Raw genomic sequence first — 19,038 nt, 5'->3', positions numbered from 1 at the left:
CCCCGTGCCTGCACCGACCATTTATGGCACCAGCGGTCCGGACACGATAACCGGAACCGCAGGTGACGACACCATCCTTGGCGAGGGCGCCAATGACGTGATCCACGGCGGCGACGGGAACGATTACCTCAACGGCGGATACGATTCCGACAAGCTCTATGGCGATTCCGGAGACGATTTTCTCGACAACGACCGCGATTCGTTCGCGCGTCTGGAAACTTTCGACGGCGGCGTGGGCAACGACACGCTGCGCCTGAAGTATCAGAACTACTCCAACGTCAAATATGTGATCGATCTCGGCGCCAACACCTTCACCGATGATCGCCTCAAGCCGGTGGCCCGCATCGCGAGCATCGAAAACCTGCAATACATGGGCGTTGACCTGACGCTCACCGGTTCGGCAGCCGACAACCAGCTTCACGTATTTGCCAGCGCCGCCAATATCGACGGGCAAGGCGGGAACGATGTGATCTCGGTCGGTTCCTCCGATGCGGTGATCAATGGCGGCGAGGGCAACGACTGGCTACTGCTGGTGCGGCCGTCCTATGTCGAGCCCGTCAATTTTCGAGGCTTCACCGTCTCGCTGGCGCGGCCCGGCGTCGCGCAGGCGACCGGCTACAGCGCGCAAGGGCGGATGACCGTCAGCAACATCGAGAATCTGGCCGGGACCGAACTCGACGACAAGCTTATCGGAAATGCGCAAGCAAACGTGATTGCCGGGCTCGAAGGGAATGACTGGCTGATCGGCGGGGCGGGCAATGATACCCTGCTGGGCGAAACCCGCAGCAGCGTGCCCACCGTGCCCTGGACCCAGGAGGAAATCGGCTATCTGTTCCAGTACCGGTCTGGCCCCACCAACAACGACCTGCTTGAGGGCGGGCTTGGGGATGACCGGCTGTTCGGCGGTATAGGCTACGACACGATCACCTATGCCAACGCGGGCGGCTCGGTGACAGTCGACCTTGCCGCGGGCAAAGCAAGCGGTGCGGACGGTAACGACGAGATTTCCGGGGTCGAGGCGGTCATCGGATCGGCATACGCCGACACGTTGACGGGCAATGCCGAGGCCAACCTGCTTGATGGCGCCGCCGGGGCTGACACCCTTGCCGGCGGCGGCGGCGACGATACCTACGGGGTCGACAGCGCCGACGACCGGATCACCGAGCAGGCGGACGGCGGCGATGATACCGTGCGCAGCAGCGTTTCGTGGGTGCTGGCGGACGAGCTTGAGAACATCACGCTGATCGGCAGCGCCGATATCGACGCCACGGGCAATGCCGCAGCCAATGTGCTCACAGGCAATGCCGGCCGCAATCGTCTGGTGGGCGGGGCAGGTGATGATATCTACGTGATCACCAATCCGGGATCGCAGGCGATCGAGGCGGCAGGCGGCGGGCACGACACCGTGCGCAGCGCGATCAATATGACGCTCGGCGCCGAGCTCGAAGATCTCGAGCTCATCGGCAACAAGTCCATCAGCGGCACCGGAAACGCGCTCGACAACACGATCACCGGAAACCGCGCCGGAAACCGCATCGACGGCGGCCTTGGCGCCGACACCATGGCCGGGGGCGTTGGCAACGACACCTATTACATCGACAACCCCGGTGACCGGATCATCGAGGTCCCAAACGAAATCGGCGTTCCGAACCGGGATCAGGTTTTCTCCTCGATCACCACCACGCTCAGCGAGTTTGTCGAGAACCTGACGCTAACCGGCACCCGGGCGATCAACGCCTACGGCAACGCCACCGACAACGTCATCATCGGCAACGACGCCGCCAATATCCTGAGCGGAGGCGGTTCGGACTACAAGGGCAACACGCTCATCGGCAACGGCGGGAACGACACGCTGATTTCAGGCGGGCTGGATACGCTGAGGGGCGGCACGGGCAACGATACCTACATCATCGAGCTCGGCGCCCGCGCCGTCGTGGAAAAGCCGGACGAGGGCATCGATACGATCAAGTCGAAGGACAATTTCGGCATTCCCGACAATATCGAGAACGCGGTGTTCACAGGCACCGGCAACGGCGCAATCCGGGGCAACGCGCTCGACAACCGGCTCACCACCGGCAGCGGCTCGGACTATCTCGACGGCAAGGTAGGCGCCGATATCATGGTCGGCGGGGCTGGACGGGACACCTACATTGTCGACAACATCGGCGACCGCATCATCGAGTCAGCGATCCCCGGCGACATCGACACGGTCTATGCCTCGGTCGACTATACGATGCCCGCCAATGTCGAGGTGCTCTACCTGTCGCTCGCGGTGCGGGCCACTGGCAACACCGGCGCCAACGAGATCCACTGCGACGGTGCCGACAACATAATCGACGGCGGCCGCGGGGCGGACAGGATGTATGGCGCGGAAGGGAACGACACCTACTACGTCGACAACGTGGGCGACGTCGTCGTTGAAGACCCGGTCGGCAACGCGGGCGACAAGGTGATCAGTACGGTCGATTATTCGATTACCGGCACCGGCGTCGAAAACCTTACGCTGACCGGCAAGGCCCTTCGCGCCGAAGGCAGTTCCCAGATCAACGTACTCGTCGGAAATGCCCGGAACAACGAGATCATCGGCAATGGCGGGGCCGACACCATGATCGGCGGCGCGGGCAACGACCACTATGTCGTGAGCGATACAGGCACCCGGATCGAGGAGAAGGGCGGCGAGGGCCTCGACACGGTGACAAGCTCGGTGTCCTACACGCTTTCTGACAATATCGAGAACCTCGAACTGACCGGGGGCGCGAGCGATGCCACCGGCAACGCGCTCGGCAACCGCATCACCGGCAATGCCGGAAACAACCGGATCGATGGCCGCGGCGGCGCCGACACGATGATCGGCGGTGGCGGCTCCGATGTCTTCATCGTCGACAATGCCGGCGACACGATCAGCGGCACTGGCCGAGTGGAGGCATCGACCAGCTTCGCGCTCAGCAATGGGCTGTCCGACCTCAAACTGACCGGCACGCAGGCGATCGACGGTACCGGCAATGATGGCAACAATGTGCTGACCGGAAACAGCGCCGCCAACCAGCTCAGCGGTCTGGGCGGAAACGACCGGCTCGACGGCGGCGCGGGTGCCGATATCATGGACGGGGGCCTGGGCGACGACACCTATTTCGCCGACACCTCAGCCGACAAGATCAGCGAAGCCGGCGGTGGGGGGCTCGACCGGGTCATCACCACGGCAGGCGCGGTGCTGGGTGAAGGGATCGAGGCCGCCGTGACTACCGGCAGCAAGGCCAGCACGATCACCGGCAACGCGGGCGACAACCTGCTGGGCAGCGGTGCGGCGAGCGATACGCTGAATGGCGGCGACGGGAACGACACGCTCGTTGCCCAGGGCATCGGCGACATCCTGCTTGGCGGCGCTGGAGACGACACGCTGATCGGCGCCGGAACCGACAGCAAACAGACCGGCGGCACCGGTGCGGACGCCTTCGTCGGTTCCTACGACGGCAGCATTGCGCCGGTGATCATGATCACCGACTTTGTCTCGGGCGTCGATCGTCTCGTGCTGGTGAACCCGTCCCTGTCCGGGCAATTGCTGGCCGAGGGATTTACCGAGGGCACCGCAGCCAAGGACCTGAACGATATCGCGATCTACGACAAGGCAAGCGGCGCGCTCTATGTCGATCTTGATGCCAACGGGCCGGACGAGAAGTTCCTTGTCGCCAGATTTACCCCCGGGACCAGCCTTGCCGCCAACGACATCCAGCTGATTTCGACCGGCGACTTTACCGCCGAGGTCGGCGATACGATCACCTGGCTCTACAGCGACATCACACTCTAGAACGCGTGGCTGATGGTGGCGAAGACGCGGGCCCTGCCGGTTTCGCTGTAGACAGGATAGTTGGTGCCGTTCACGCCCACCGAAACAAACACCGGGCCCAGCGAGCGCGTTACCTGTACACGCCAGTCGCGATAGCGCCTTAGGCCCCCATGGCGGTCTCCCTCCTCATAAGGGATAAGCGAGAGCCCGGCATGGCCCTCGAGCAAGCGGTCATGCGGGCCGGTCAGCGACAGGCTCTCGGGCGGGCTTGGCGATGACAGCGTCTCTGGCGGCGCAGGCAAGGACCTGCTCACGGGCGGCCTCGGTGCCGACCACTTCGTGTTCGACGATGGCGACCTGTCCGGCACCACGCTGAAGACCGCCGACCGCATCGCCGACTTCAACCATGCGCAGGGCGACGTTGTCGACCTCTCCGGCATCGATGCCGATACCGGCACCGCCGGCGACCAGGCGTTCACGTTCCTCGGTACCGGCGCTTTCACGCACACCGCGGGCGAACTGCATCTGGATCTGGGCAGCAAGGCCATGCTGCTCTCTGGCGATACCAACGGTGACGGAGTGGCCGACTTTGCCATCCGCATCGACGGGACGACCCCGCTGGTGCTGGCCGACCTCGTCCTCTGATCCCTTTCGAGTTGGCTTGAAGCAGTGGCTCCGTTGCCTGCCCGGCAGCGGGGCCACTGGCGCGTCTCAGGGTGCCCTGAAGCTGCGCACGATATCGATGAATGAGCGGATCGCGATCTGTTCGACGGCGGGCAGCCGCTCCGCATAGGGGGTCTGGAAGCCGGCGAAGACAGTCAGGCCTTCCATCGAGGCCGAAATGAACAGCGCCAGATCGAAGCGCGCGCTTTCGGAAAGGTCGGGCCGCATCTCCGCGATAATCTCGACCAGCGGTGCGCGGGCGCGGGCGTAGAGCTCGTGCATCCGTTCGTAGACGAAGGTATCGTGGTTCGCCAGCGCCCAGAGTTCGGGAAAGAAGCGGGTGGTCTTCTTGCTGCCGATATCCTCGATGATCAGACCGCAGACCCGCGCCAGCCGCTCGTCGGGCGGCACACCCGGCGCATGGACGATTGCTGCAAACTCCACTTCGTAGCTGCTGATCACGGCATTGAGCAGCTCGCGCACCAGGTCCTCGCGGGTCGGGTAGTGGTAGGTCAGGTTGCCCAGCCGCATACCGCAGGCATAGGCCACGCGCCGCATCGACATCGCGCGGTAGCCTTCCTCGATCAGGATATGGAGCGCCGTGCGCAGGATCAGTTCGCGCGTTTCATAGCCCTTGGCATAGCCACCCTCGCGCCCCGGCATGAGCAGATCGGTCACCAGCTTGGGCGGCTGATCCATGACTATTCCCCTTTTGCTGCGGAAAGCGCCAGCGTAACCTATCCCAAGGTCAAAATATGTCCAACGTCCGATTTAGGACAGTTGACAATTTTGTGCCGATTGGGCCACGATGCGCGACAAGAACGCGGGGCCTGCCCGCTGCCAGAGGGGACTACCATGCGTGTCATCGCGCCCGCCTTCGCTTCGGCCCTGAGCATGGCCTTGGCCTTTACCGCACCGGCCGCAGCCGCTGAAAGCCGCTTCCCCAAGCCACTGGCCGAGGAAAGTCTGCCGAGTGTGGCGAAGCTGCCTGCGCAGTGGCCGGCCAGCTGGGTCACGATCCACGATTTCCATTTCAACGCAATCATGGATGGCCGCGTCGCGGTGGTCGATACAGCCGATCCGGTCCAGCCGCTCAAGGGCCTCGTGCGCGCCGCGCAATTTGCCAACCTGCTCATCGCGAAGGACAAGGGCGAGCTCTACACCGCCGAAACGTTCTACACCCGCCTTACCCGGGGCGAACGGACCGACGCGATCACCGTGTGGGACTCGGCCACGTTGCAGCCCAAGGGCGAAATCGTGCTGCCCGGCGGCAAGCGCCAGCAGTCGGTCACCTATCCGCATCTCTTCCAGTTCACCAACGGCGGCCAGTGGGCGCTCGTGGCGAACTTTACCCCCGCGCAATCGGTCACCGTGGTCGATCTGGCCGCGCGCAAGGTGCTTTCCGAAATCGACTTGCCCGGCTGCTCGCAGATCTACCCCACCGGCACGCGCGGCTTCACCAGCCTTTGCGCCGATGGCTCGCTGTTCAGCGTAACGCTCGATGCGAACGGTGCGGCGGCCTCGTCAAAGTCGGTGCCCAAGGTTCAGGATATCGACAAGCAGCCGCTGTTCGGCACCCCCGCCATGGTCGGCCAGACCGCTTGGTTCGTCAGCTTCCACGGAATGCTCCAGGGCTTCGATCTTTCGGGTGACGTGGCAAAGCCCCTGCCCGGCGCATTCAGCGTGGGCACCGCCGAAGGCGGATCGCCCGAATGGCGCCCCGGCGGCTGGCAGGTGATCAATGCCGATAGCGCAGGCAAGCTCTATGTGCTGATGAGCCCCTACGGCAAGGAAGGCAGCCACAAGGACGGCGGCAGCGAAGTCTGGGTTGTCGACCCCGCGAAAAAGGCGCGCACCTTGCGCATTCCGCTCAAAGGCCAGACACTGGCGATCGCGGTTACCCGCGAAAGCACACCGCATCTGGTGGCGGCGCAGGCAAGCGGGGAAATCGACATCTATGACGCGGCCAGCGGTGCCTTCGTGCGCAGCCTCGGCGCCACGGTTGCCGCCAATCCGATCCTGATCCAGGTGCCGTGATGGCCGCGCTCATGCTTTTCTGCGCACTGCTGCTCGCAGCTTCCGCCGCGCACAAGGCCGCCGCGCGCGAGCGGCTGGCGACAGCGACCGCAAGGCTCGCCGGAACGGGCGCACTTGGCGGGCAACTGCTGCTGATCGTGGCCGGAACTGCAGAAATCGTCGCGGCGCTCTGCCTGCTGATCGAACCTCTGCGCTTGGCCGGCGCGGTGATCGCTGCCGCGCTCTGGGGCGGCTATGCTATCGCGCTTGCCCGCCGCCACGGCGAAACGCTGGATTGCGGCTGCGATCTGGCCGCCCGGGCGAAGCCGGTCACTTGGGCGCTCGTGCTCCGTTCGGCCGCGCTTGCGCTGCTGGCCGGCGGGCTTGGCATCATGCCTGACGCCCCCTTGACGCCCGAAGCGCCGTTCGCCGCTGCGGGCTTGCTCGCGCTCTATCTCGCGGCGAGCGAACTGCTCGCCATTCCCTCGCCGCAGTGGCGCACCCCGCACAGGAAAGCCGCATGATGCTCACCAGCCAGATTCTCCTGTGGGCGGCGGTCATCGCCCAGGCCCTGCTGATCGCCGCGCTCGCCCGGCAGGTCGGTATCCTCCACGAACGCATAGCCCCTGCAGGCGCGCTCACCCTGCACCAGAAAGTCGCGCTCGGCGAAAAGGCCACGCCCATGACGCTGGCGGACATGAACGGCCTGCCCGTCGCCATCGGCGGCCAGCGCGACGGACGCAGCCAGCTGCTGTTCTTCGCCTCGCCCGATTGCCCGATGTGCAAATCGCTGCTGCCGATCGTGCGCAGCGCCGCGCGCGCCGAGGCGGGCTGGCTCGACATTGTCGTGGCTGGCGACGGCGGCAAGCCCGGCTATCTTGCGATGGTGCGCGAACACGGGCTCGATGCCATGCCGGTGGTCCTTTCCGAAGCGCTTGGCCGCGCATTTGGTGTGGCCAAGCTGCCCTATGCCGTGCTGCTTGACGAGGAAGGCCGCGTCGCCTCGCTCGGCCTCGTCAACAGCCGCGAACATCTTGAAAGCCTGTTCGAGGCCAAGGAGCGTGGCGTCGCCTCGATCCAGGAATTCCTCGCCCGCCGCCAAATGACCCATCAGGAGGCCTGACCCATGGCGCGTTTCGACAAACTTACCGAAAACCTCGCGCGCGGTATCGCCCGGGGCACCTCGCGCCGCTCGCTGCTCGCGTGGCTCGGCGCAGGCATGACCGGCGCGGCCTCGATCCCGCTGCTCCCGGTGGCCCGCGCGGCTACCCCGCCCGCGCCCGAAGCGCCGCATGGTCCGCATGCGACCGGCGCGGCGCGCCCTGCCATCGTCTCGGGCCTCGAACAGGATCCGGGCGACCGAGCCTCTTGCGACTACTGGCGCTACTGCGCGATCGACGGGTTCCTGTGCTCGTGCTGCGGCGGCTCGGTAAACACCTGCCCGCCGGGCACCGAAATGTCGCCGATCACCTGGATCGGCACCTGCACCAACCCGGCCGACGGGCGCGCCTACGTGATCAGCTACAATGATTGCTGCGGCGTCTCATCGTGCGGCCAGTGCCTGTGCAACCGCAACGAGGGCGACCGCCCGCAGGTTCGTCCGCAGTCGAACAACGACTACAACTGGTGCCTGGGCTCGGAAAGCTCGGTCTACAATTGCTCGGTCGCGGCGGTGATCGGCGTGGCGCTGGCGGAACCCAAGTGATGCGCGCCGCTCCCCTTGCGATTGGGGCAGGCGCGGCGGCCCTGCTCGGCGCCCTTGCGCTTCCCGTCCATGCCGCCCCCGATGGCGCCGCGCTCTATGCCAAGTGCGCCGCCTGTCACACCAAAACCGGCGCGGGCGTGCCGGCCGTGTTCCCGCCGCTGGGCGAAGATTTTCGCGCCATGGCGACGACCGAGGCAGGTCGCCGCTATCTCGGGCTCGTCGTCACGCGCGGAGTAAGCGGGCCGATCAAGGTTGGCGGCAAGCCTTATGCCGGCGTGATGCCGGCGCAGGCCACGCTCGACGATGCTTCGGTCGCCGCAGTGCTCAACCACGTCGGTACGGAGATCGCCAAGACCGGACCTGCCTTCAAGCCTTTCGCCGAAGCCGAAATTGCTGCCATCCGCAGCGGCGGCGCCGCGCTTTCGGCGCAAGACGTCGGCAAGCTGCACGCGGCGGCCGGCGGGCAATGAACCCGCGCCGCCTCGTCCTTCCCGTAGCGCTCGTCCTTGTGGCGAGTGTAGCGGCGCAGGCCGACGAGGCGACAATTCCCGGCGTTCGCGATGCCTATCAGGCGCGCACCGACTACCAGCTCAAATGCCAGGGCTGCCACCGTCCCGATGGTAGCGGCGACGACCACTCGAACCCGCCGATGCGCGGCGTGGTCGCGCGGTTCCTCGGCGTGCCGGGCGGGCGCGAGTTCATCGGCCGCGTGCCCGGTGTCGCGACTGTCGATCTGCCCGACGACCGGCTCGCCAATCTCGTCAACTGGACCATCTACTGGTTCGACCGCGAGCATGTGCCGGCAGGCTTCCGCCCTTATTCCGCCGAAGAGATCGGGCGCCTGCGCCAGAATCCGCTCCGCCTCGAACGCGCCGCCACGAGAGCGCGTCTGGTGGCCGGTTTTGCCAAGACCACACTCGACCAGACCCGATAGACGAACACGTCACAAAAGAAGCGAGGGACATTCCATGAGGACAGCTTTTCTGAGCAGCGCGGCGCTGGCCGCCCTGGTGCTGGTGCAGCCGGCCGCCGCACAGACCGCGCCGCAGGGCACCGCAGCCGCCGAAGCGCCCGACGCCGGAGAGATCGTCGTTACCGCCGCCAAGCGTTCGGAAAACCTGCAATCGGTGCCGATCTCGGTATCGGCGATCGGCGGCGATGCGCTGGCCAAATCGCGCATCACCAGCGTAGACAGCCTCGTCAACAAGGTCGCGAACCTGCAGTTGACCTCGACCGTGGGCGACAATACCCCGATCTTCGCGCTGCGCGGCGTTTCGATGTCGGACTTCAGCCTCAACCAGTCGAGCCCGGTCGCGACGTATTACGACGAAGTCTACAAGGGCAACTTCGCGTTCCTTGGCCTCGCGCTCTACGATATCGAGCGGGTTGAAGTGCTGCGCGGGCCGCAGGGCACGCTTTACGGCAAGAACACCACCGGCGGCGCGGTCAACCTGATCAGCCGCGATGCCAAGCTCGGCGAGACGAGCGGCTATGTGAACGCGGGCTACGGCAACTACAACCGCTTTGACGCGAACGCCGCCGTCAATGTGCCGCTCGGCGAGAAGGCTGCGCTGCGCGTGGCCGGCACTTACGCCAAGGGCGATGGCTGGTTCAAGAACGTCAACCCGGGCTTTCCCGATCTCGCCAGCACCAACGAGTGGGGCCTGCGCGGCACGCTGAAGCTCGAGCCGAGCGACGGGGTGAAGGTCACCCTGCGCGCCTCGCACAGCTTCCAGAACCCGCAGAACTACGGGATCTATGCCCAACCCGATGCGGTCAATCGCCCGGGCCTTTCGCAGTTCCAGATTGCGTCCAACGTGCGGGACAAGCGCCGGGCAGTGACGACATCGGTGGCGCTCACCGTGAACGTCGACGTCAGCGACACGCTCGCCGTGACCAGCATCACCAGCTACGACAAGGGCTCGCTGTTCTTCAAGGAAGACACCGACGGCATCACCGCCCAGAACCTTGAGGTCCCCTATTTCGACCGCGCGAGCCAGTTTGCGCAGGACCTGCGCCTGACCAGCAACACCGGCGGGCCGTTCGATTTCATCCTCGGCGCCTACTACAACCGCGAGAAGGTCTACAACCAGACCACGCTCGAAGTCTTCAACGGGACCGACGTCAACGAGGACGGCGTGATCAACGCGGCAGACTGCGCCGCAGGCCTTCCGGTCGCCTGCAAGGTGCGCAACCAGTTCGACCAGCTGAAGAAGAGCTTCGCGCTCTACACCGACCTGAAATACAAGCTGACCGACGCGCTGACCTTGCGCGGCGGCCTGCGCTATACCCATGATGACGGCGAACAGACCGGCTTCTCGGCCGATGCGCTCGGCGTCGACGACAGTTTCGTCGCCAATCTCATCCCGCTGTCGAACCTGCGCTTCAAGCAGAACAACGTCTCGGGCAAGATCGGGCTCGACTACAAGCTGGCGAGCGGGGATCTGCTCTATGCGAGCGTGAGCCGCGGCTACCGCGCGCCCAGCTTCAACGCGCAGGCCTTCTTCACGCCCGTGGAACTTGGCGTGGCGAAGGCGGAAGAGGTCACCGCGTTTGAAGCCGGTGCCAAGACCCAGTTCTGGGATCGCCGCATCACGCTCAACATGGCGGCGTTCTACTACAACTACAAAAACCAGCAGTTCATCAACGTGAACCCGGCGGACGCATCGCAGCAGCTGCTCAACATTCCCAAGTCGACGCTTTACGGCGCCGAGGCGGAACTGACCGTGCGGCCGAGCGATGCCTTTACCCTCCACGCCGGGCTTGGCCTGCTCTCGACCAAGATCAAGACCGGCATCGTCAGCGGCGTCAACGTCGCCGGCAACCGCCTGTCCAATGCGCCCTCGCTCACGTTCAACGCGAGCTTTGACTGGACCGTGCTTCAGGGCGGCTTCGGGGCGATATCGCTCCATCCCGAAGTGGCATACCAGTCGAGCCAGTTCTTCGAGAACATCAACGTGCCGCGCCTGCGCCAGGAAGCCTACGCGCTCTTTGGCGGCCACATCGACTGGAACAGCGCCGACAGCCGCTACAGCATCTCGGCCTGGGCGCGCAATCTCGGCAACAAGTTCTACTTCACCTCGCGCATCGACCTCACCGGCTTCGGCCTCGATTACAACCATGTCGGCAATCCGCGCATGTACGGCGTGACTGCAGGCGTGAAGTTCTGAAAGGCGGGGGCGTGACCGGTTTGTCCTATGCCAAGGGGCCAACCGACCGGCCCCTGCTCGATACGACGATCGGCGCGGCTCTGCGCGGAGCGGCGGCGCGCTGGGGTGAGGCCCTGGCGCTCGTCTCGCGCCATCAGGGCTTGCGCTGGACATGGCGCGAACTCGATGCCGAAGTGGACCGGGTGGCGACCGGTCTGCTCCGGCTCGGCGTCACCTGCGGCGACCGCGTCGGCATCTGGGCACCCAATTGCGCGGAATGGACGCTGATCCAGTTCGCCACCGCGCGGATCGGCGCAGTGCTTGTCACGATCAATCCGGCTTACCGGGTGAGCGAGGTCGAGTATGCGCTGAACAAGGTCGGGTGCAGCGTGCTTGTCACTGCGGCCCGCTTCAAGAGCAGCGATTATCTCGGCATGCTGCGCGAAATCGGCCCCGCACGGCTGCCGCAGATGCGCCATATGGTCACTATCGGTGCGGATGTGCACGACGGCTTTTTGCCGTGGCAGGCGCTTGTCTGCGAGCCTGATGCCGGGGCGCTTGCAGCGACCGAAGCCTCACTCGGCCCCGACGATGCGATCAACATCCAGTTCACCAGCGGCACCACCGGCTTTCCCAAGGGCGCCACGCTCACCCACCGCAATATCCTGAACAACGGCTATTTCACGACCGAGACCATCGCGCTCACCGAAGCAGACCGCATCTGCATTACTGTCCCGCTCTACCACTGCTTCGGCATGGTGCTGGGCAATCTCGCCGCGCTGACCAGCGGCGCGGCCATGGTCTATCCCGGCGAGGCCTTCGATCCGCTCGCGGTGCTGCAGGCGGTCGAGGCCGAGGGCTGCACCGCGCTTTACGGCGTGCCGACAATGTTCATTGCAGTGCTCGGCCACGAGGCGCTGGAGCGGACCGACGTCTCAACCTTGCGCACCGGGATCATGGCGGGCTCGCCCTGCCCCGTTACCGTGATGCGCGAAGTGATCGGGCGGCTGAACATGCACGAGGTGACGATCGGCTACGGCATGACCGAGACGAGCCCGCTCACCACCCAGACCGCGCGCGACGATCCGCTGGAGGAACGCGTCGGCACCGTGGGCCGGGTCCACCCGCACGCCGAGGCGAAGATCGTGGGGACGGATGGGCAGACCCTGCCCGTCGGCGAACAGGGCGAATACTGCTCGCGCGGCTATGCCGTGATGCTCGGCTACTGGGACGATCCTGCCAAGACCGCTGAAGCCATCGACGCCGAAGGCTGGATGCATTCAGGCGATCTCGCAACGATGGACGCGGCAGGCTATGTGCGGATCACCGGCCGCATCAAGGACATGATCATTCGCGGCGGCGAGAACATCTACCCGCGCGAGATCGAGGAGTTCCTTCTGACGCACCCCCATGTGGCGGACGCGCAGGTCTTTGGCGTGAGCGATGCGAAGTACGGCGAGGAAGTCTGCGCCTGGGTCATTGCCCGTACAGGGGCGGCGCTGGCCGCGGAGGATATCCTCACCCACTGCCGCGGCCGCATCGCGCACTACAAGGTGCCGCGCCATGTCCGGGTGGTCGAAAGCTTTGCCATGACAGTGACCGGAAAAGCGCAGAAATTCGAGATGCGCCGCATGATGGAAGCGGAATTGCAGGGTTCACACGGCTGAGCCGCGCCGCGGGATTGCGCAGAATCCTCCCGAAAAGTGCGGCTATGCTGCAACAGGGGGCCTAATTCGTGTCGCATGCCGCGCCTGCCCCAAGGGGCATGTTTCCATGCACGGACTCTAACCGGACACATCCGATCTGGTGTCATTGCAACGGTTCGAGGAACGATCAAGCGCAGCCAGACTTTGACACACCCGGGAAAAATATCGCTACTTATCCTGTGGATAATCTCGAAACATGGCTTGCCGATCGCCACTTGATAAAGCGCCAAATTGGTTAATAGTGACCATGTTGCACGAACCAGAGACGCAAACCGCAATCCTGCGGGCATGATCCGGTAAACAAACGATATTTCCTTCGAGTGCAGTTTTTCGCAGTTTCTTGCGAGTCAAACGCAATCAGAGCAGTGATATTGCCAAGAGCGCGCCAATAAGGCTCCCTATCTTTCGTAACACGAGAAGGGAGAGGCGATTCGGTCATGACCGAGGCCCAGGTAATCGAGAGGGCCCCGCAGGCCGACGTCAATCCGGTGCGTACCCGCGCGGATTGGGAAGCCATGCGCGCTGCCGCGCTTGCCGATCCCGGCGCGTTTCACGGTGACATCGCTGCACAGCGCATCCATTGGTTCGTCGCCCATTGCGGGCCTGACGGCGCCTGGCTCTCCAAGGATCAAGCCGGCGCCTGGACCGGCTGGGATGCCGCCAGCGGCGCCCCCGTGACACCAGAACTCCCGGCCAGCTTCGCGCCGTGGACCAAGGCGTTCGACGACAGCAATCCCCCCCACTGGCGCTGGTTTTCCGGCGCGCGCACCAACGCCGCGTTCAATGAGATCGACCGCCACGTGCTGGCGGGACACGGGGCAGAAGCCGCGCTGATCTTCGAGGGCGACCGCTGGGACATGGCAGCGGACGGCGGGCGCGGTGCGCCGGTCGATACCTTCACGGTCAGCCGCAAGCGCTTGCTGCTCGAAGTTGCCAAGTGCGCCGTCGCACTCGAGGCACTCGGCCTCAAGGCCGGTGACCGCATCGCGCTCAACATGCCGAGCATCGTGCCCCAGATTTTCTGGACCGAGGCAGCCAAGCGGCTGGGCATCGTCTACACCGCCGTGTTCGGCGGCTTCAGCGACAAGACCCTGTCGGACCGCATCGCGGATGCCGGCGCGCGCGTCATCGTCACTTCGGACGGCAGCTATCGCAATGCGCAGGTCGCCGCCTTCAAGACTGCCTACACCGATCCCGCGCTCGACAACTATGTGCCGGTCTCGACCGCACTTGCCGTCCTTGCCGCCACCGATCTTGGGCTTGATGCGGCAGACGCTGCCGTCATCACCGATACCGTCGCCGAAACGCTGGCCGGCGAAGTCACTGTCGAGCGCTCCGACGTCATGCGCGGGGTTGGCCGTGCGCTGATCAAGCTCGGCGAAACCGGCCGGATCGGCGCGAGCGATGCCGCTCGCGTGCGCCTTGCCATTGCCTCCAGCCTCGTCACCCTGCCGCCGCGCGTCGATACCGTCATCGTTGTGCGCCACACCGCGCAGCCCGACATTGTCTGGCGCAGCGAGCGCGACCGCTGGAGCCACGAGCTTACCGACGCTGCGCTGGCAACGATCCTCGAAAGGGCGAACCTCGCCAACGAGGAAGCGCTGCTGGCTCTCTCCGACGCCGATTTCGTTCGCGCGATCTGGGCTAGTTCGAAGCCGCTTCCGGTCGATTCCGACTACCCGCTGTTCTTCATCTATACCTCGGGTTCCACCGGCAAGCCCAAGGGCATTGTCCACGTCCACGGCGGCTATACCGCAGGCATTGCGCATTCGATGCAGGTGGCGTTCGACGCACGCCCCGGCGATACCATCTTCGTCGTCGCCGATCCGGGCTGGATCACCGGACAGAGCTATCAGATCTCCGCCGCGCTGCTGTCGCGTGTCACTTCGGTCGTCTCCGAAGGCTCGCCCGTGTTCCCGCATGCGGGCCGCTTCGCCTCGATGATCGAGCGCCACAACATCACGATCTTCAAGGCAGGTGTCACCTTCCTCAAGTCGATCATGTCCGATCCGTCGAACCTCGCCGATGTGCAGCGCTATAGCATGGCGTCCTTGCGCGTCGCGACGTTCTGCGCCGAGCCTACCTCGCCGTCCGTCCAGGCCTTCGGGATGGAGCACGTGACGCCGCAATATATCAACAGCTACTGGGCAACCGAGCATGGCGGCATTGCCTGGACTCATTTCTACGGCAACGCCGATTACCCCCTGAAGGCCGATGCCCATGCCTTCCCGTTGCCGTGGATCGTCGGCGATGTCTGGGTGGAGGACGAGAACGCTACCCCCGGCACCGCGCCCTTCGCGCGTGCAGGCACGGAAGGCGTAACCTGGCGCCGCGCCGAGCCGGGCGAAAAGGGCGAGATCGTCATTGCCGCCCCCTACCCCTATCTCGCGCGCACCATCTGGGGCGACGTTGAGAACTTTCAGGTCGAGAACGGCAGCGTCATCGGCGATTGGAAGGGCGATGCCGGGCGCTGGGAGAACGGCTACTGGGGCCGCTGGCAGGGCGCCTGGGCCTATACCCAGGGCGACTTCGCCATCGCGCACGATGACGGCTCGTTTTCTTTCCATGGCCGCTCGGACGACGTCATCAACGTCTCGGGCCACCGCATGGGCACCGAGGAAATCGAAGGCGCAGTCCTGCGCGACAAGGCGCTCGACCCGAATTCGCCCGTCGGCAACGTCCTGGTCGTCGGCGCGCCGCACCGCGAAAAGGGGCTGACCCCGCTCGCCTTCGTGGTGCCCGTCGCGGGCCGCAAGCTGGCCGAGGAAGACCGCCAGCGCCTGTTCAACCTCGTCCGTACTGAAAAGGGCGCAGTCGCGGTTCCGGCCGATTTCATCGAAGTCAGCCAGTTCCCCGAAACCCGCTCGGGCAAGTACATGCGCCGAATGGTCCGCGCGCTCGTCGAGGGCGGCGATCTGGGTGACGTCACCACCCTGCGCAACCCCGAAAGCCTGATCGAACTCAAGACCGCGATCGATGCCTGGCAGCGCCAGCAGCGCCTCAGCGAAGAGCAGTCGCTGTTCGAGCGCTACCGGTACTTCCTGATCCAGTACAACGCGGTCGCCCCGGGCAAGCGGGTCGCCACGGTCACTGTCACCAACGCCCCAGTCAACGCTCTGAACGAACGCGCGATCGACGAATTGGTCATCGTCGTCGAGCACCTCAGCCGCAAGGATGATGTCGTCGCGGTCGTGTTCACCGGCGAGGGCACAAGCTCGTTCGTCGCGGGCGCGGATATCCGGCAGATGCTGGAGGAAATCCACAGCCACGATGAAGCGCTGGTCCTGCCCAACAACGCACAGCTCGCCTTCCGCAAGATCGAGACCATGGGCAAGCCGTGCATCGCGGCCGTGCAGGGCGTCGCGCTCGGCGGCGGCATGGAATTCGCGCTTGCCTGCCATGTCCGCGTCGCCGAGACGACCGCACGGTTCGGCCAGCCCGAAATCCGCCTGCGCCTGCTCCCGGGATACGGCGGCACCCAGCGCCTGCCGCGCCTGCTGGCGGACCGCCACGGCGCAACCGGCGTGCGCGATGCGCTTGACCTTATCCTCGGCGGGCGCAGCATTGATGCGTCGCAGGCGGCGGAAATCGGGCTCGTTGATGCGCTGGCCGATGGCCACCGCGATGCGCTCGCCGAAGCCCATGCCATGGTGCGCGATTGGGTGAAGCGCGGGGACGCGAGCCCACTAGGTCAGGCCTTTGCGGCACGCGAGTCCGCGACGGCCGAATGGGAAAAAGCCTCGACCGTCAATCTCGATGCAGTCCTCGAGGACGACTTCCTCCAGCGCATCTTGCGCCAGCTCGATTGGGCGGGACGAGGGCCCGCCGGCGCGCGCGCGCTCGATGCCGTGCGCACCGGCCTCACTTCGGGCATGGCCGCAGGCCTCGCCCGCGAGGCGGCTCTGTTTGCCGAGGCGATCATCGATCCCGAAGGCGGCAAGACCGGCATCCGCCAGTTCATGGACAAGGTTGCACCCCCGCTGCCCGTCCGCCGCGATGGCGTTTGGATTGACAGCGAGCACGAAACCCGCGCCGCCGAGCTGGAAGCAAACGGCGATCTGCTCCCCGTAGGCGCGCCGTTCTACCCCGGCGTCACAGCGATTCCGCCATTCCAGTACGCCTTCGGCATCGCCCGCGATCCCGATACCGGTGCGCCGCGCTTCGGCCCGCCGTCGACGCATGAGCGCGAGCTGATCGTCAAGGTGCCCGAGCCGGCGCCCAACGAAGCGCTGCTCTACATGCTGACCAGCGAGGTCAACTTCAACGACATCTGGGCGCTCACCGGCATCCCCGTTTCGCCCTTCGATGCGCATGAGGAAGACGTCCAGATCACCGGTTCGGGCGGCATCGCGCTTGTCGCCGCGCTCGGCAGCGAGACGCGTGCCGAGGGCCGCGTCAAGGTCGGCGATCTCGTCACCGTCTATTCGGGCACCAACGATCTGCTCTCCCCTGCGGTCGGAAATGATCCGATGTTCGCGGACTTCTCGATCCAGGGCTACGAGACCGAAACGGGCAGCCACGCGCAGTTCCTGACGGTGCAAGCGCCGCAGATGCACAAGGTTCCGCCGAACCTGACGCTGGAGCAGGCGGGCAGCTATGTGCTCAACCTCGGCACGATTTCGCGTTGCCTGTTCACCACGCTGCAGATCGCACCGGGCCGCACGCTCTTCGTCGAGGGCGCAGCCACCGGCACCGGGCTCGACGCGCTGCGCTCTTCGGTACGCACCGGCCTGCAAGTGACCGGCCTCGTCTCCAGCCCGGACCGTGCCGCGTTCATCACCGGCCAGCAGGGCGCAGTCGGCGCGATCAACCGCAAGGACCCGCGCTTCGCCGATCTCTACACTACGGTGCCGGAAGACGCTGCCGAAGCCCGCGCCTGGGAAGCCGCCGGTGCCTCGCTGGTCGAAGAATACAAGGCGCTCAACGGCGGCAAGCTGGCGGACTACGTCGTCAGCCACGCCGGCGAAACCGCCTTCCCGCGCAGCTTTCAGCTCCTCGCCGAAAACGGCACTTTGGCGTTCTACGGGGCGTCCTCGGGCTATCACTTCAGCTTCATGGGCAAGCCTGGCAAGGCGAGCCCCGAAGAGATGCTGCGCCGCGCGGCCCTTCGCGGCGGCGAGGCTGTGCTGATCTACTACGGCCCCGGCTCCGACGCGCTGCTCGATGACATGGGCCTCGAAATCATCGAGGCCGCACGCCGCTTCAACGCCCGCAGCGTGGTCGCCACGACCACCGACGGCCAGCGCGAATTTCTCGGCTCGCTCGGCCTTGAAGACGCGATCGAAGGCATTGTCAGCCTTGAGGCGATCCGCCGGCGCGAAGGCGAAAACTTCCTCTGGCCCGACACGATGCCGCGCCTGCCCGATGCCAAGGCTGATATCGAGGTCTTCAAGGCCGCGGTGCGCGATTATCAGGACCGCGTGATGAAGCCGTTCGGCTCGGCGGTCGGCAAGATCCTGCGCTCAGCCGACAACCCGCGCGGCGCGCCGGATCTCGTGTTCGAGCGCACCGGGCAGGACACGCTCGGCGTTTCGACCTCGCTGGTGAAGCCCTTTACCGGGCGCGTTGTCTTTGCCGAAGACCTCACCGGCAGCCGCTTCACGTTCTATGCGCCGCAAGTCTGGACCCGCCAGCGCAAGATCCTGATGCCCACGGCCGCGATCCTTGGCACGCACCTTTGCAATGCCTTCGAAGTTGCACGGATGAACGACATGATCGCGGCAGGCCTCCTCGAGGTGACCGAGCCTGAAGTCGTGGGCTGGGATGGCCTGCCTGAAGCGCATCAGGCGATGTGGGACAACCGCCATTCCGGCTCGACCTATGTCGTCAACCACGCCCTCCCCGCCATGGGCCTGCGCAGCCGCGATGCGCTGCTGGAAGCCTGGGCGGTAGGCGAAGCGGGGGCCGAGCATGGTTAACCACCGCCCCCCGGACTCGACCGTACCGCGCTAGCGCGGACACCCGACCTCCCACAGCCGCCCTCCCCAGGCCCATTACCACCTAAAACCGGCGCGC

Annotated in this window: 13 protein-coding genes; 11 read left to right on the top strand and 2 right to left on the bottom strand. The window is 65.4% G+C overall.

Going from position 1 to position 19,038, the window contains the following annotated elements; translation table 11 throughout:
• The first annotated feature begins 4 nt into the window (after positions 1-4).
• Positions 5-3,805: a calcium-binding protein gene (locus WCL10_RS13620; protein WP_336896204.1), complete on the top strand. Its 3,801-nt coding sequence runs from the start codon at positions 5-7 to the stop codon at positions 3,803-3,805.
• On the opposite strand, the gene WCL10_RS13615 is transcribed toward WCL10_RS13620, so the two are convergent.
• Positions 3,802-4,098, bottom strand: coding sequence for a hypothetical protein (locus tag WCL10_RS13615; RefSeq protein WP_336896203.1), 297 nt, complete (start codon positions 4,096-4,098; stop codon positions 3,802-3,804). The two genes, WCL10_RS13620 and WCL10_RS13615, sit on opposite strands and share 4 nt — an antisense overlap.
• Before the next feature lie 25 nt (positions 4,099-4,123).
• Between WCL10_RS13615 and WCL10_RS13610 the strand changes: the two genes are divergently transcribed.
• The gene (locus WCL10_RS13610; protein WP_336896202.1) at positions 4,124-4,429 is read left to right on the top strand and encodes a hypothetical protein; all 306 of its coding nucleotides are present in this window, start codon (positions 4,124-4,126) and stop codon (positions 4,427-4,429) included.
• A 66-nt stretch (positions 4,430-4,495) separates the two neighbouring features.
• Here the strand turns inward: WCL10_RS13610 and WCL10_RS13605 are convergent, their stop codons facing one another.
• The gene (locus WCL10_RS13605; RefSeq protein ID WP_336896201.1) at positions 4,496-5,146 is read right to left on the bottom strand and encodes a TetR/AcrR family transcriptional regulator; all 651 of its coding nucleotides are present in this window, start codon (positions 5,144-5,146) and stop codon (positions 4,496-4,498) included.
• A 156-nt stretch (positions 5,147-5,302) separates the two neighbouring features.
• On the opposite strand from WCL10_RS13605, the gene WCL10_RS13600 reads away from it, so the two are divergent.
• The 9 genes from WCL10_RS13600 (at position 5,303) to WCL10_RS13560 (ending at position 18,941) form a co-directional block, all read left to right on the top strand.
• The gene (locus WCL10_RS13600; protein ID WP_336896200.1) at positions 5,303-6,484 is read left to right on the top strand and encodes an amine dehydrogenase large subunit; all 1,182 of its coding nucleotides are present in this window, start codon (positions 5,303-5,305) and stop codon (positions 6,482-6,484) included.
• Positions 6,484-6,987 (top strand): MauE/DoxX family redox-associated membrane protein, encoded by a 504-nt coding sequence (locus tag WCL10_RS13595; protein WP_336896199.1) that lies wholly within the window; start codon positions 6,484-6,486, stop codon positions 6,985-6,987. The genes WCL10_RS13600 and WCL10_RS13595 overlap by 1 nt, the downstream gene beginning before the upstream one ends.
• On the top strand, positions 6,984-7,586 hold the full coding sequence (locus WCL10_RS13590; protein WP_336896198.1) for a methylamine dehydrogenase: 603 nt from the start codon (positions 6,984-6,986) through the stop codon (positions 7,584-7,586). The genes WCL10_RS13595 and WCL10_RS13590 overlap by 4 nt, the downstream gene beginning before the upstream one ends.
• 3 nt (positions 7,587-7,589) lie before the next feature.
• Positions 7,590-8,168 (top strand): methylamine dehydrogenase light chain, encoded by a 579-nt coding sequence (locus WCL10_RS13585; RefSeq protein WP_336896197.1) that lies wholly within the window; start codon positions 7,590-7,592, stop codon positions 8,166-8,168.
• Positions 8,168-8,638 carry a cytochrome c gene (locus tag WCL10_RS13580; protein ID WP_336896196.1) on the top strand — a complete coding sequence of 157 codons (471 nt, stop codon included), beginning with the start codon at positions 8,168-8,170 and terminating at the stop codon, positions 8,636-8,638. Before WCL10_RS13585 ends, WCL10_RS13580 begins: the two co-directional genes overlap by 1 nt.
• Positions 8,635-9,102 (top strand): cytochrome C, encoded by a 468-nt coding sequence (locus WCL10_RS13575; protein ID WP_336896195.1) that lies wholly within the window; start codon positions 8,635-8,637, stop codon positions 9,100-9,102. The genes WCL10_RS13580 and WCL10_RS13575 overlap by 4 nt, the downstream gene beginning before the upstream one ends.
• Positions 9,103-9,136: 34 nt before the next feature.
• Complete coding sequence (locus WCL10_RS13570) at positions 9,137-11,338, top strand: TonB-dependent receptor (RefSeq protein WP_336896194.1); 2,202 nt, start codon at positions 9,137-9,139, stop codon at positions 11,336-11,338.
• An 11-nt stretch (positions 11,339-11,349) separates the two neighbouring features.
• Positions 11,350-12,984: an AMP-binding protein gene (locus WCL10_RS13565; protein ID WP_336896193.1), complete on the top strand. Its 1,635-nt coding sequence runs from the start codon at positions 11,350-11,352 to the stop codon at positions 12,982-12,984.
• A gap of 476 nt (positions 12,985-13,460) precedes the next feature.
• On the top strand, positions 13,461-18,941 hold the full coding sequence (locus WCL10_RS13560) for an AMP-binding protein (RefSeq protein WP_336896192.1): 5,481 nt from the start codon (positions 13,461-13,463) through the stop codon (positions 18,939-18,941).
• Positions 18,942-19,038: the final 97 nt, after the last annotated feature.

Origin of the sequence: Novosphingobium sp., assembly GCF_037133355.1 — a bacterium.
Taxonomy (GTDB): Bacteria; Pseudomonadota; Alphaproteobacteria; order Sphingomonadales; family Sphingomonadaceae; genus Novosphingobium.
Note: the sequence above shows the minus strand (reverse complement) of the source record. Positions and strands in the feature narration are given on the sequence as shown.

Excerpts from the sequence above, each read along its gene's own strand:
- WCL10_RS13605 (WP_336896201.1), bottom strand. The coding sequence starts at position 5,146 with ATGGATCAGCCGCCCAAGCTGGTGACCGATCTGCTCATGCCGGGGCGC.
- WCL10_RS13600 (WP_336896200.1), top strand. The coding sequence starts at position 5,303 with ATGCGTGTCATCGCGCCCGCCTTCGCTTCGGCCCTGAGCATGGCCTTG.
- WCL10_RS13595 (WP_336896199.1), top strand. The coding sequence starts at position 6,484 with ATGGCCGCGCTCATGCTTTTCTGCGCACTGCTGCTCGCAGCTTCCGCC.
- WCL10_RS13590 (WP_336896198.1), top strand. The coding sequence starts at position 6,984 with ATGATGCTCACCAGCCAGATTCTCCTGTGGGCGGCGGTCATCGCCCAG.
- WCL10_RS13585 (WP_336896197.1), top strand. The coding sequence starts at position 7,590 with ATGGCGCGTTTCGACAAACTTACCGAAAACCTCGCGCGCGGTATCGCC.
- WCL10_RS13580 (WP_336896196.1), top strand. The coding sequence starts at position 8,168 with ATGCGCGCCGCTCCCCTTGCGATTGGGGCAGGCGCGGCGGCCCTGCTC.
- WCL10_RS13575 (WP_336896195.1), top strand. The coding sequence starts at position 8,635 with ATGAACCCGCGCCGCCTCGTCCTTCCCGTAGCGCTCGTCCTTGTGGCG.
- WCL10_RS13570 (WP_336896194.1), top strand. The coding sequence starts at position 9,137 with ATGAGGACAGCTTTTCTGAGCAGCGCGGCGCTGGCCGCCCTGGTGCTG.
- WCL10_RS13560 (WP_336896192.1), top strand. The coding sequence starts at position 13,461 with ATGACCGAGGCCCAGGTAATCGAGAGGGCCCCGCAGGCCGACGTCAAT.